The organism is Cellulomonas sp. JH27-2 (assembly GCF_014837175.1).
In the GTDB taxonomy this organism is placed as follows: domain Bacteria; phylum Actinomycetota; class Actinomycetes; order Actinomycetales; family Cellulomonadaceae; genus Cellulomonas.
Map to the genome: position 1 here is coordinate 275,332 of NZ_JACYFR010000004.1, position 12,202 is coordinate 287,533.

15 protein-coding genes and 1 tRNA gene are annotated in these 12,202 nt (G+C 71.3%); 6 read left to right on the forward strand and 10 right to left on the reverse strand.

Annotation, left to right across the window (positions count from 1 at the left end):
* Positions 1-8: 8 nt before the first annotated feature.
* The 4 genes from IC607_RS14155 to IC607_RS14170 all read right to left on the reverse strand — a co-directional run bounded on the left by IC607_RS14155 (position 9) and on the right by IC607_RS14170 (position 2,926).
* Positions 9-290 (reverse strand): hypothetical protein, encoded by a 282-nt coding sequence (locus tag IC607_RS14155; RefSeq protein WP_191788034.1) that lies wholly within the window; start codon positions 288-290, stop codon positions 9-11.
* 105 nt (positions 291-395) lie between these two features.
* Positions 396-1,406 (reverse strand): glycine betaine ABC transporter substrate-binding protein, encoded by a 1,011-nt coding sequence (locus IC607_RS14160; protein WP_225225028.1) that lies wholly within the window; start codon positions 1,404-1,406, stop codon positions 396-398.
* Positions 1,407-1,464: 58 nt separating this feature from the next.
* Complete coding sequence (locus IC607_RS14165; RefSeq protein WP_191788035.1) at positions 1,465-2,226, reverse strand: ABC transporter permease; 762 nt, start codon at positions 2,224-2,226, stop codon at positions 1,465-1,467.
* 10 nt (positions 2,227-2,236) lie between these two features.
* Positions 2,237-2,926 (reverse strand): ABC transporter permease, encoded by a 690-nt coding sequence (locus IC607_RS14170; RefSeq protein ID WP_191788036.1) that lies wholly within the window; start codon positions 2,924-2,926, stop codon positions 2,237-2,239.
* 113 nt (positions 2,927-3,039) lie between these two features.
* On the opposite strand from IC607_RS14170, the gene IC607_RS14175 reads away from it, so the two are divergent.
* Together IC607_RS14175 and IC607_RS14180 are read left to right on the forward strand one after the other, a co-directional pair.
* A complete protein-coding gene (locus IC607_RS14175) occupies positions 3,040-4,092 on the forward strand; it encodes an ABC transporter ATP-binding protein (RefSeq protein ID WP_191788037.1) in 1,053 nt (350 codons plus the stop codon).
* A 75-nt stretch (positions 4,093-4,167) separates the two neighbouring features.
* The gene (locus IC607_RS14180; RefSeq protein WP_191788038.1) at positions 4,168-5,088 is read left to right on the forward strand and encodes a hypothetical protein; all 921 of its coding nucleotides are present in this window, start codon (positions 4,168-4,170) and stop codon (positions 5,086-5,088) included.
* A gap of 56 nt (positions 5,089-5,144) precedes the next feature.
* Here the strand turns inward: IC607_RS14180 and IC607_RS14185 are convergent.
* The 4 genes from IC607_RS14185 to IC607_RS14200 form a co-directional block, all read right to left on the reverse strand.
* Positions 5,145-5,220, reverse strand: a tRNA-His gene (locus IC607_RS14185).
* 81 nt (positions 5,221-5,301) lie between these two features.
* The gene (orn, locus tag IC607_RS14190; protein ID WP_191788131.1) at positions 5,302-5,967 is read right to left on the reverse strand and encodes an oligoribonuclease; all 666 of its coding nucleotides are present in this window, start codon (positions 5,965-5,967) and stop codon (positions 5,302-5,304) included.
* Positions 5,968-6,017: 50 nt separating this feature from the next.
* Positions 6,018-6,254, reverse strand: a complete 237-nt coding sequence (locus IC607_RS14195; RefSeq protein WP_191788039.1) for a hypothetical protein — start codon at positions 6,252-6,254, stop codon at positions 6,018-6,020.
* Positions 6,255-6,388: 134 nt separating this feature from the next.
* Entirely contained in the window at positions 6,389-6,562 is a 174-nt protein-coding gene (locus IC607_RS14200) for a hypothetical protein (protein WP_191788040.1), read from the reverse strand.
* A 301-nt stretch (positions 6,563-6,863) separates the two neighbouring features.
* On the opposite strand from IC607_RS14200, the gene IC607_RS14205 reads away from it, so the two are divergent.
* The 4 genes from IC607_RS14205 (at position 6,864) to IC607_RS14220 (ending at position 9,413) form a co-directional block, all read left to right on the forward strand.
* The gene (locus IC607_RS14205) at positions 6,864-7,532 is read left to right on the forward strand and encodes a FadR/GntR family transcriptional regulator (RefSeq protein WP_191788041.1); all 669 of its coding nucleotides are present in this window, start codon (positions 6,864-6,866) and stop codon (positions 7,530-7,532) included.
* The gene (locus tag IC607_RS14210) at positions 7,529-8,338 is read left to right on the forward strand and encodes an ABC transporter ATP-binding protein (RefSeq protein ID WP_191788042.1); all 810 of its coding nucleotides are present in this window, start codon (positions 7,529-7,531) and stop codon (positions 8,336-8,338) included. The genes IC607_RS14205 and IC607_RS14210 overlap by 4 nt, the downstream gene beginning before the upstream one ends.
* A gap of 73 nt (positions 8,339-8,411) precedes the next feature.
* Positions 8,412-8,777 (forward strand): hypothetical protein, encoded by a 366-nt coding sequence (locus IC607_RS14215; RefSeq protein WP_191788043.1) that lies wholly within the window; start codon positions 8,412-8,414, stop codon positions 8,775-8,777.
* 54 nt (positions 8,778-8,831) lie between these two features.
* Complete coding sequence (locus IC607_RS14220; protein ID WP_191788044.1) at positions 8,832-9,413, forward strand: NAD-dependent epimerase/dehydratase family protein; 582 nt, start codon at positions 8,832-8,834, stop codon at positions 9,411-9,413.
* A gap of 134 nt (positions 9,414-9,547) precedes the next feature.
* Here the strand turns inward: IC607_RS14220 and IC607_RS14225 are convergent, their stop codons facing one another.
* Both IC607_RS14225 and IC607_RS14230 read right to left on the reverse strand, forming a co-directional pair.
* On the reverse strand, positions 9,548-10,048 hold the full coding sequence (locus tag IC607_RS14225) for a hypothetical protein (protein ID WP_191788045.1): 501 nt from the start codon (positions 10,046-10,048) through the stop codon (positions 9,548-9,550).
* 22 nt (positions 10,049-10,070) lie between these two features.
* A complete protein-coding gene (locus tag IC607_RS14230; protein ID WP_191788046.1) occupies positions 10,071-12,077 on the reverse strand; it encodes a hypothetical protein in 2,007 nt (668 codons plus the stop codon).
* Positions 12,078-12,202 lie beyond the last annotated feature (125 nt).

A 12,202-nucleotide genomic window follows, 5' to 3' on the forward strand; every position in this document is an offset into this window, starting at 1 on the left:
GGGGCGCCTCACCGACCGGGCTGGTTCTCCAGCTCCCACACGCGCTCGTGCAGCGCGTCCATGGGCTCGGCGTACTGCAGCGGGTCCTGCGTGCAGACCGGCTCCTCACGGTGTTCAGGCCCGGTGCAGCGTGTTCTGAGGAACTCGAGCACGATCGCGGTGGTGTCCGATGTCGCCGTGGGAGCTGGCGGGAACGAGCGCTCGACACCGACGGACTCGACGGACCCGAGCGCCCAGGCCGCACACCCGGCGAGCACGGCGCCGGCGGCGACGACGATGGTGCGCTTCACGATGCCCCCTCGTCGCCCGAGCCTCCCACCGGTGAGGCTACCCAAGACACAGGTGGAGGGCGTGACCCGAACGGGTCACGCCCTCCACCTGGATGCGGGCTGGTATCAGCTCGCCAGGGAGCCGTCGCTCGACAGGACCAGGCCCATGGAGACCTCGCCCTTGCGGATCGCCGCACCGATGAGGCCGAAGTCGTAGGACTTGAAGTCGTCGAACTTCAGGCCGTAGGTCTTCTCCAGGCCCGGCTGGCAGAAGGGGCGCTCGGCGCACTCAGGCGGCCCGGCGAGGGTCAGACCGGAGCCGCAGGCGGTGGCCAGCTCGCTCAGGGTCTTCACATTGTGCGCATCGGCGAACTCCTGCGTGACGGCGAACGCGTTCTGGTCCTGTGCGGCCGACGCCTCACCCATCACCAGGCCGCTCTTGTCGGCGAGCGGCGTCAGGGCCGCGACCGTCTTGTCGATGTCGGGCGTGGCGACCGACGCGGCGTCGGTGCCGTTGACCTTCGCGTTGAGGAAGTCGGCCAGCGTGGCGGCGTACTCGGGGACGGCGGCGAGCGTGCCCTTCTCGAGGGCCGGCAGGTAGGTCTCGCGGTTGCCGACGGTCTGGGTCGAGGCGTCGAATCCGGCCGACTTCAGCACGGCCGCGTAGATCTCGGCGAGCGTCGCGCTCTCGGAGAAGTTCGCCGCTCCGACGACGACCTTGGTGCCCTTGCCGCTCTGGTCCTGCGCGCCGAGGCCCTCGGTCTTGACGAAGTCGGCGGCGACCTCCGGGGAGGTCTTGCGGTCGATGTCGACCGCCTTGTTGAGCTGGATGAGCTTGTCGGTGTCCAGCTTGGCGGAGACCGAGTTGAGCAGGTCGACGATCTGCGGGTTCTTGCCCGCGACCGCCTTGTTGATGGCCGGGATGATGTTGTCCGAGTTCTGCAGGCCCTTGTCGTCGGTCAGCACGACGAGCTTGTCGCCGGCGACCGGCGCGCACGCGCTGCCTCCGGACGTGTTGGTGGTCGGGTTGGCCTCGCCGCCTCCCGACCCGGGGTCACCGCAGGCTCCGAGCAGGAGCCCGGCTCCGAGCAGGGACGTGGCCATCATGACCTTCGTCGTCAGGTGGCGAACGCGCATCGTGGGCTCCAGGTGTCGGGGTGGGTACGGTGCTGATGAAGGGGGAGAGCCGGCGCGCTCAGGCGCCGGGCATCGAACTATTCGAACCGCTGGGAGCGCCGACGGCAACCGCTGACGGCTCGCCCCGCTGTCGGCGCCAACCGCGGGACGGCGTCGAGGATTCCCGCAGGCCACGCGGGGTCAGCAGGTGCTGTGCGACGGCCAGGACGCCCTCGGCGATCAGGCAGAGCCCCGCCACGAGGATGCCGCCGGCCAGGACCTGCCCGTAGTTCTGCAGCGCGAAGCCGGTGACGACGATCGTGCCGAGGCTCTGGCCGCCGACGAGCGCGGCGAGCGGCACCGTGGCGAGCACCTGCACGACGGCCGTCCGGACGCCGGCGGCGACCAGGGGCACGGCCAGCGGCAGCTCGACCTCGCGCAGTCGTCGTCCGCTCGACATCCCGAGCCCGCGCGCCGCGTCGACGACGTCCCGGTCGACGTCGCCCAGGCCCGTCACCGTGTTGGTGAGCAGCGGGGGCACCGCGAAGATCGCGCAGGCCAGCACGGTCGCGGTGTTGCCGAACAGCCCGGCGGACGCGAAGAGCGTCAGGAGTGCGAGCGTGGGCAGTGCGCGCGTGGTGTTCGCGACGACGACACCGAGCGTGCCGCCGCGCCGCGCGTGCCCGAGCCAGACCCCCGCGGGCAGCGCGACGACCGCCGCGAGCAGCACCGCGTAGAGCGTGACGCGCAGGTGCGCCTCGGTCAGCTCGACGACGCCGTTCTTGCCGGTCCAGTTGAGGGGGTCGTTGAACCAGGTCAACGCGTCGTTCACGATGTCCACGGCAGCCCCCTCACGCCGACGTCTCGGCGAGCATGCGCGCCGACCTCGACCACGGCATCACGGCCTTGGCGAGCAGCACGATGGCCACGTCGGCCACCAGCGCGAGCACCAGGCACAGGATCGTCGCCGTCATGATCTCCGCGTGGTAGTTGCTGCGGAACCCGCGGAACATGAGCTGCCCGAGGCCGCCGTACCCGACCACCACGCCCACGGTCACCAGCGCGACGGTGGTGACCGTCGCGACGCGCAGACCAGCGACGATGCTCGGCAGCGCCTGGGGCAGCTCGACCTGCACGAGCATGCGCGCGCGGCCGTACCCCATGCCGCGGGCCGCATCCGTGACCGCCGGGTCGACGCCCTGGAGCCCGACCAGGATGTTACGGATGAGCACGAGCAGCGCGTAGACGACCAGCCCGATCAGGACGGTGACGCGCCCGATGCCCGTGTACGGCGCGAGCAGCGCGAACAGGGCGAGCGACGGGATCGTGTAGAGCACGCCGGCGGTGCCCAGGACGGGGGCGGCGAAGCGTGGGCGCGTGTGCGCGAGGGCCGCCAGGGGCAGCGCGACGACGAGCGCGATCACGACGGCCTCGAGCGTCAACGAGACGTGCTGCCCCAGGTAGGTGGCGATGTCGTCGCGGTTGCGCTCGACGTACTGCCACGAGAACCAGGGGTTCGGTGGGCTGTCGGCTCGAAGCATGCTGCGACCGTATCCGCGGCCACCGACACGCGCACGGCCGGGAGCGTCCCGGGCGGGGTGAGTCCTCGGCCGGCGGGTCGCGAGTGTCGGACGTGGCCGATAGCGTCCTGCAGGTGGCAGACGAGTGGGCGATCCGGTTCGACGGCGTGAGCAAGCGGTATGCCTCGGGTGAGGCGGGCAACGGGCCTGCCGCGGTGCACGACCTGAATCTCGACGTGCGCCCGCACGAGGTGCTGGTGCTCGTCGGCCCGTCGGGCTGCGGCAAGTCGACGACGATGCGGATGGCCAACCGGCTCGTCGAGCCGACGTCCGGGCGCATCCTCCTGGAGGGTGACGACGTCACGGATGTCGACCCCGTCCAGCTGCGCCGCCGCATGGGGTACGTCATCCAGAACGTCGGCCTCTTCCCGCACCGCACGGTCGCGCAGAACGTCGCAACCGTGCCCAAGCTGCTGGGCTGGGACCGCAGGCGCACGCGCGACCGGGTCGACGAGCTCCTCACGCTCGTCGGGCTCGAGCCGTCGCGGTACGCCAAGCGCTACCCGCACGAGCTGTCGGGCGGGGAGCGGCAGCGCGTCGGCGTCGCCCGGGCGCTGGCCACCGACCCGCCCGTGCTGCTGATGGACGAGCCCTTCGGGGCCGTCGACCCCGTGGGTCGCCGCCGGCTGCAGACCGAGTTCGCCCGCATCCAGCGCGAGCTCGGCACGACGGTGATGCTCGTGACGCACGACATCGACGAGGCCGTGCGGATGGCGGACCGCGTCGCCGTGCTGAGCGAGGGAGCGCACATCGAGCAGCTGGCCCCGCCGCTGGAGATCGTCGCGCGCCCCGCGACGGACCGGGTCGCCGACCTCGTGGGCCGCGGGCGCACGGCCCGGCTCATGTCGCTGGGCCGGCTCGAGCGCGCCGACCTGGAGGGCGACGAGGCGGGCACGGTCGTCGACGGACCGCACGTCGAGCTCGGGACCGATCTGGGCGACGTCCTGGACCACCTGGTCGACGAGGACCGCGGCGGCGTCGGTGTGCCCGTGTGGGAGAACGGGCAGGCGATCGGTCGGGTCACCGGCCAGAGCGTGCTGCGCGCGCTGCGCAGGCTCGCCGACGAGGGGCGCACCGGCGAGCAGGAGCCGTTGGCGCTGGCGGACGACGAAGCAGCGACCGCCTGACGCGCGCGGCCGGGGCGAAACCTCGCGGACACCTGACCGCCGCGCCCGGGACACCACCGTCGGTAGGCTGCGGACGTGACCTCGACGACCGCACGCCTCGCCCTCGCCACCTGCGCCGAGCTGCCCGAGCTCGACGCCGACGACGTCCCGCTGCTCGACGCCCTGCGCGAGCGAGGGATCGCCACCGACGTCGTCGTCTGGGACGACCCGACCGTCGACTGGGGGACGTACCAGCACGTCGTCATCCGCTCGACGTGGGACTACACGCACCGCCCGACGCAGTTCGCGGACTGGACGCAGCGCGTCGAGCGCACCAGCACGTTGCTCAACCCAGCGGCGGTGGTCGGCTGGAACATCGACAAGACGTACCTGCGCGACCTCGAGAAGGCCGGCCTGCCCATCGTGCCGACCATCTGGCTCGACCCGGAGCGCAACTTCGACTCGCGCGCCATCCACACGCGGTTCCCGGCGTTCGGCGACTTCGTGATCAAGCCGACCGTCAGCGCGGGGTCGCGCGACACGGGCCGGTACCAGGCCGACGTCACGACGAGCCGGTCGCTCGCGATCATGCACGCCAAGAACCTGCTGGGCGTGGGGCGCCGCGTCATGATCCAGCGTTACCTGCGCCAGGTCGACACCGAGGGCGAGACCGCGCTGGTGTTCGTGAACGGCGAGTTCAGCCACTCGGTGCGCAAGGGCGCGATCCTGGACGGGCCGTTCCGAGCCGACGACAACCAGCTGTACCTGCGCGAGGAGATGAGCCCGCGCGAGGCGAGCGACGCGGAGCGCGAGGTCGCCGAGCGGGTGATCGCGGCGCTGCCGGAGCTGGCGCCCGGGGACGGCAAGCCGCTGCTGTACGCGCGCGTCGACCTGATCCCCGACGACGAGGGCAACCCCGTGGTGCTGGAGCTCGAGCTCACCGAGCCGTCGCTGTTCTTCGGGCACGCGCCGGGATCGGTGGAGCGGTTCGCGGACGCGATCGTCGCGCGGCTCTGACCGCCGACCGCAGCAACGACGAAGGGCGCCGATCCGAGGATCGGCGCCCTTCGTGCTGGGGTGAGTAACGGGACTTGAACCCGCGACCCCCTGGACCACAACCAGGTGCTCTACCAGCTGAGCTATACCCACCATGCACCCGCCGCGAAGCGGGCGAGGAAAAGTGTACCGGGTCGAGCGGCGTGCTCGTGCCGCGGTCCTGCGGACCGCCGGTCAGCCGGCCGCGCCTCGCTTCGCGACCGAGGTGGCAGCGATCTCGGCGGCGATCTTCTTGGCGGCCGTCGAGTCGGGACCGGGCTGCGCCGGGAACAGGGCCGCGCGGTAGTACCGCAGCTCGTCGATGCTCTCCAGGATGTCGGCGAGCGCGCGGTGGCCGCCGTTCTTGGCGGGGGCGGAGAAGTACACGCGCGGGTACCAGCGCCGGGCGAGCTCCTTGATGGAGGACACGTCCACGATCCGGTAGTGCAGGTGCCCGACGAGGGCCGGCATGTCGCGGTCGAGGAAGGTCTTGTCGGTGCCGACCGAGTTGCCGGCCAGGGGCGCCTTGCCCGGGTCGGGGATCCATGTGCGGATGTAGTCGAGCACCCGCTGCTCGGCGTCGGCGAGCGTCGTGCCACCGGAGAGCTCGTCGAGCAACCCGGACGTCGTGTGCATGGTGCGCACGAAGTCGCCCATCTGCTCGATCGCCGCAGGGGGCGGGGCGATGATCACGTCGACGCCGTCCCCGAGGACGTTCAGCTCGGAGTCGGTCACGACCGCGGCGACCTCGACGAGGGCGTCGGCGCCCAGGTCCAGGCCAGTCATCTCGCAGTCGATCCAGACGATGCGGTCGGCACTCTCGTGGCCGTGTGCGCTGGGGGAGGACGTCGTCGGGCTCATCACGGGTCAACCCTAGGGGGTGCGGGCGTATCGGCCCTGCTGGGCGGTGCTCAGTGGTGGCCGTCGTGCCCCGGGACGGTCGACGCGACCCACGCGGCGACGGGCACGAGAACCACGACGCCGGCGGCGATGCCGACGGACGCGGCCCAGGACAGGTCCGCCCAGCGGAGCACCAGCAGCATGACGACGCCGGCGGCCAGCCCCATACCGACCCGCTCCGCCCACAGCGTCAGGGTCCGGTGCCCGCGGCGCTGCGGCTCGGGTTCGGCGCTGGCGTGCCGGCCCATCAGGCGGAGCCGTTCGCGCGGGTCATGCGCCCATCGTGGCACGTCGTCGGCCTGGTCCGGACGCGCGTGGTCCGGACATGCGAACGGGCCGGTCCCCGGCGTGTCAGGTGCGGGGGACCGGCCCGTGGCGTGCGTCAGACGTTCCGCTTGGTGGCGGACCGACGAGCCAGCGCCACGAGGCGCCCGGTACTCGGTGGCCGCCGCGAGGCGTCCGAGGGTTGTGGTCGCCGCTCGCGGACCAGCTCGGCGTAGCGCTGCAGGTGGTCGTGCTCGGAGCGGACGATGTCGTAGGCGGTGGAAAAATGCATGGCAAAACTCTCCGTACATGGGTGTGGGTGAGGTCCGCGACGAGAGGGCCTCGCGCGGTGTGACCGCCCGGTGGGGCGGCGGTGGTGGGTGTGGGTCCACCAGACCACGCCCGCGTGGGGTGGGTCACGGGATTTACCCGCGACGACGTCCCGCGCCCACCCTCCAGTCGGCGCGATCGGCGTTCACTCCGCGGATGAGTTGCTTGGTCGTGCGGTGTTCTGACTGATCATTGGGCATTCGGCTCGTGCGGATGCCGGTGATAGCGTGCTCTTCGTTCTGCCACGAGACCTGGAGCCCGGCATGCCGTCAGCCGTTCGACGCCAACCGCTGTCCACCCAGACCGCGGACGTCCTGCTCGGACAGATCCGGTCGGGGCGCTGGGCCCTCGGCAGCCGCCTGCCCGCCGAGCCCGTCCTCGCCGCGTCGCTCGGCGTCGGCCGGACCACGCTGCGCGAGGCCGTCCGCGAGCTCTCCGGTCGCGGGGTTCTCGAGTCGCGTCAGGGCGCCGGTGTCTTCGTCGTCGCGCTCGACGCGAGCGAGGACTGGGACGCCGTGCTGGGCCGGGCGGCCGTGGTGAAGGTCATCGAGGCGCGCGTCGCCATCGAGGCGGAGGCCGCCGCGCTCGCGGCCGCTCAGCGCACCCCCAACGACCTGCGGGCCATCCGTCGCGCGCTCGCGTCACGTGCCGCGGCGCCCGACGACGTCGAGAGGCTCGTCGACGCCGACACGGCGTTCCACCGCTCCGTCGTCGCCGCGTCCCACAACGAGATCCTGCTCGAGCTCTTCGACAGCTTCGTCCCGCGCGTCCACCGCGCCATGGTCGCGATGCTGCGTGCGCGGCCCGTCGACCCCGACGCCGACCATGCCGCGCACGAGGCGCTCGTCGAGGCCGTCGCGGCGCGCCTTCCCGAGCGAGCCTCCGCTGCGAGCCGCGCGCACCTCACCCATCTCAAGGAGGCCCTGGCATGACCGAGACGGTCCTGGAGCTGGACGCCGTGACGTTCCGCCGCGACGCCACCGAGATCCTGCACGGCATCGACCTGACGGTCCGCGCGGGCGAGCACTGGGCGCTGCTCGGCCCGAACGGCGCGGGCAAGAGCACGATCCTCGGCTTCTGCGGTGCCGTCACGCATCCGACGACGGGCACGGTCCGCGTGCTGGGCGAGCAGCTCGGGCGCGTCGAGCTGGCTGCGCTGCGGCGCGTGATCGGGCACGTGAACCCGCGCCACGACCTGCGCTCCGCGGTGTCGGTGCGCGAGGTGGTGCTCACCGGCGTGACCGGTACCGTCGAGATGCCGTGGCGCTGGACACCGACGGCCGACGACCTCGCGCGCGCCGACGCGCTCGTCGACGAGCTCGGCCTGGGCGGGATCGCACACGGTCGCTGGCCCACGCTCTCCCAGGGGGAGCGCGGCCGCGCCCTGATCGCCCGGGCGCTCGTCGGCGACCCTCGGCTGCTGCTGCTCGACGAACCGTCGACCGGGCTCGACGTCGCGGCGCGCGAACAGCTCCTGGAGACGATCGACCGACTCCGCGTCGAGCGTCCCCACCTCACCTCGATCATGGTCACCCACCACCTGGAGGAGCTGCCCGAGTCGACCACGCACGCGCTGCTCATCGCGCACGGGTCGGTCGTCGCGAGCGGACCCATCGACCACGCGATCACGACCGCGTCGGTGACCCGAGCGTTCGAGCACCCGATCCGCGTCGAGCGCATCGACGGCCGCTGGTCGGCGCGAGCGCTGCGCACCGGCCGCCGCGACACGGCGGCCTGACGGCAGACCGGGCACGGCCATCCCCCTTCGCCGTTCACGGGTGGACGCACGGGGCACGTGACAGACTCGGCGCGTGAACGGGGCACGGGGGACCAGGTGGCGGATCTCGCCGCGCGGAGTCCGGGTGGGTGTCGTCGTCGCCTCCTTCGTCGCGGTGCTGGGCCAGGTCGCGTTCGCCGGCGCCCGGGTCGAGTCCCGCGACGATCTCGCCGACGTGTCCTGGGGGTTCCCCGCGCGGTGGATCTCGCAGGATCAGGCGTCGCTGGACCCGCCGTTCCCGTGGGTCGTCGGCGTGAGCAGTCCGTGGGAGCACCCGACCAGCATCGACTGGACGAGCCTTGCTCTCGACGTCGCGGCCGCCGCGCTGGTGCTTGCGGTGCTCGTGTGGCTGGTGGTGCGCGGCGCCGGCGCCCTGCGGCGACGCCTGCTCGCGACCTGACCTGTCGGAAATAACCTTCGTCGACCGCGGTGCCGCACTGTCTAGGGTGACGACGTGCGCATCTTCCTGGCCGGGGCCACCGGAGTCATCGGCAGTCGCCTGATCCCGCTGCTCATCGAGGGCGGCCACGAGGTCACCGGCATGACGCGCTCCGAGCACGCGGTTCCGCGGCTCCGCGGCGCTGGTGCCACGCCCGTCGTCTGCGACGTGTTCGACGCCGCCGGCCTGGCGCGAGCGGTGACGGAGTTCGGCCCCGACGTCGTGCTCCATCAGCTCACGGACCTGCCCGACGACCGTGCTGCGCTGGCCGGTGCCGCGGAGGCGAACGCGCGGATCCGCACGGAAGGCACCCGGAACCTGGTCGGCGCGGCACGGGCGGCGGGTGCGCGGGGTCTCGTCGCGCAGAGCATCGCGTGGACGCCGACATCCCCGGTGGCCGCCGACGCCGCACGCGACCTGGAACGCCAGGTCCTGGAGTTCGGCGGGGTGGTGCTCCGCTACGGCCAGTTCTACGGCCCGGGAACCTACTTTCCCGACGAGCGCCCGCCAGCGCCGCGGGTCGAGATCGGACGTGCGGCGGCACGGACCGTGGAGCATCTCGCCGCCGCGAGCGCGATCATCGAGGTCGTCGACTGACCCGTGCCTGCTGGACGCGGCGTCGGTCGTCGCCGTTCCTGCCACCGGTCGTTGTTCACCGCACCGACGGTACCGACCGCTCGCGGCAGAGCTGCCCCCGGGGCGGGGGACCTGTGGCCAGTGAGACTCCGGGGTCAGACGGCGGTGGGGCGGTGCTCGCCGATGCGGTCCCAGTCGCCCCACTCCAGCGGGTCGAGCCAGTGGTCGGAGACGTTCACGTCGGTGAACTCCTCAATCGTGGCTGCCGGGGCCGCCTTGACCTTGGTGCGCAGGCGGGCGTAGCCGTCCGGCTTGAAGAGGAACGTCCGGATCGCCGTGTTGGCCTGCACGCCGTGGAAGTGGCCGTCGTCTGGGTAGAGCCACTCGGTGACGTCGAAGAGGAACAGGCGTCCGTCGACGGTCTGATACGACAGCGACGAAATCTCGGAGCCCTGCTCGTCGTACAGATGCACGTCGACCGACTCAGCCTGTGCGTTCATCGTCAGCGCGTACCGCGGCACGAGCCCGACGCCCTCGACCGCTGCCACGCCCAGCTGGGGGCCCTTCTCGAAGACCCGTCGAGCCTGCTCCTCGCTCATCGGCTCGACCGGCTTGCGCTCGTCCTCGAACCAGCCACTGCCATACAGATAGGTCATGCGTGCCGCCCCTGGGTGATTCCTAGGTGTAGTAGTGCCCGTTGATGTCGCGGATGGAGATCTGCTTGCTCCTGGCGTAGGCCACGATCGCGGGGTCAACCGTACCGCCCACCTGCGGGGGGACCTCGAGGATCATGTCTCCCCTCAGCCGCTGTCCAGAGATCCCCAGTGCGTCGTTCTTCCGGGTCTTCGCGATCGTGGTCCCTGCGGGATACTTTGCCTTGAACTCATTGATGTAGCGCTTTGCCGTCGAGAGGTCCACCTCGCTGAACTGGGTGAGCTTGCGAGAGACGATGGACTCGCCCGGAGTGTAGGCGTCGAGCCGGAACCGTGACTTGTTGCCGGTGGTGAGTGCGATCTCGGAGTAGTCGTAGGCGTGGTTGGCGTAGGCGTTGAACCGGTTGCCGGCGATGATCTTGCGCATGAAGGACAGCGGGCCGTTCCAGCGGGCGAGCTCGGCGTCGCTGAGGAACTTGGTGGCTTCGAAGGTGGCGGGGTCGGTCAGGTCGATGGTCGTGTCGAGCAGTCGTCCGTCGCGCCCGAAGGTGCGGGCGGCGCCGGAGGCTCGGTCGACGGTGGTGATGAGCTCGCCGGCTTCGACGAGCTTCTCGATCTCGACGAGGTCCTCGGCCTTGAGGGCGGTCTTGACCCATTTGCCGCCGGTGGCGACGTAGCCGATGATCGGGATCGCGGACCCCATCGACAGCGACCCGTTCAGGACGTCGCCTTCGGCGTAGTACCAGACCCCGTTCATGAGGTCGGCGGGTTCGCCGATGAAAGGGACGAGGCCGGCGACGTCGAGCAGGCCGTGCAGGAGCTGTTTCCACCACGGGCCGGCCTTCTCCTTGGCCACCTCCCCTTCCTCGCTCAACGCCTCCGCGACGGTGCTCAGGTCGCCGGCGAGCCGTGGCTGGAAGGCGTCCTGGCCCTCCTTCGGTGGGCTGAGGATGGCGTTCTGGACGGCGAGGCCGAACGCGCCGGCGGTGAGCTCGTCGAGGCCGGGGCGGTCGTGCAGGAACTGCCACATCGCCGCGTTGACCACGACCTTCGACCTGCCGGTGTCGACCGTCGTCGTGCCTGAGGTGCCGAAGATCCGCCGCACCGCGTCGGGGTTGTTCGCCATCGCCGTCAGGACCCCGTAGAGCGGGTCCTGCATGAGGTCGCACTGTGGTGAGCGGTCCGGCCGCGGGTCGGTGACGAGCCACGGTCCACCGACCGCCCACTGGTTCGCGCCCTGGTCGCCCTCGGAGTCGCGGATGGACTGGTAGACGTCGACGAGGAAGTCGTCGGACCATACGCCGCGCTCGATCACCAGGGAGACGAGGTTGAGCTGGCCACCGTGGCTGTACTTCACGGCGTCGCTGCCGGCGAAGTCGCTCCACACCTTCGACATGCCCGGGACGGCGACGTCGCCGGAGCCCTGGGAGGCCAGCCCCAGCGTCATGCCCAGCCCGCGCAGCAGGGCGTCGTAGTCGCGGTCGAACGCCTGGACGCCGTCGATGCCAGAGCGCATGCGGCCCCGGTTGACCAGGTCGAGGTAGGCAGCCAGCGCGCCGGGTGTCACGCGGGAGGCGAGGGCCTTCGCGAAGTACGGGTCGGTCTGGTTCTCGGTCAGGATCTGCAGCAGGTCCGGGTCGATGTCCCGGGGATCGAAGTCGTCCTCGTCGACCTTCAGCTTGTCCAGGACCGTGTCGACCAGGGCGTCGATCTGCGCGTCCGTCTTCGTCGAGAGCACGTCGTCGTCGAACGTGACCACGGTGAGACCCGGCGTCGCCTGCTCGATCATCCGGGCGAGCGCGAGCCGGCGGTTCAGGTCTCGTAGCGCCTCGCCGATCGCCTGGTCCACGCTGGCGGCGTAGCCGACCTGCGACAGTGACGACGTCGACAGCTCGACGTAGTCGAGCCGGCCGCGCAGGAGCCCTGCCGACTCCGTGATGTCCGACCGTGCGGCACCCAACGACGCGACGAGGTCGGCCATCGCGTCGAGGTCGATGCTCACCTCGGCCATGGCCGCCACCGTGCTTGCCACGAGTTCTCGTCGACCAGCTCCGGCTGCCGTCGCAAGGCGTCGTCGAGCTCCGCCATCGCCCCGTCCGAAGCGCTGCGGCAGGTGCTCCGCCATGACGTCAGGCGATCTTCGAAGTCGGCCGCTTT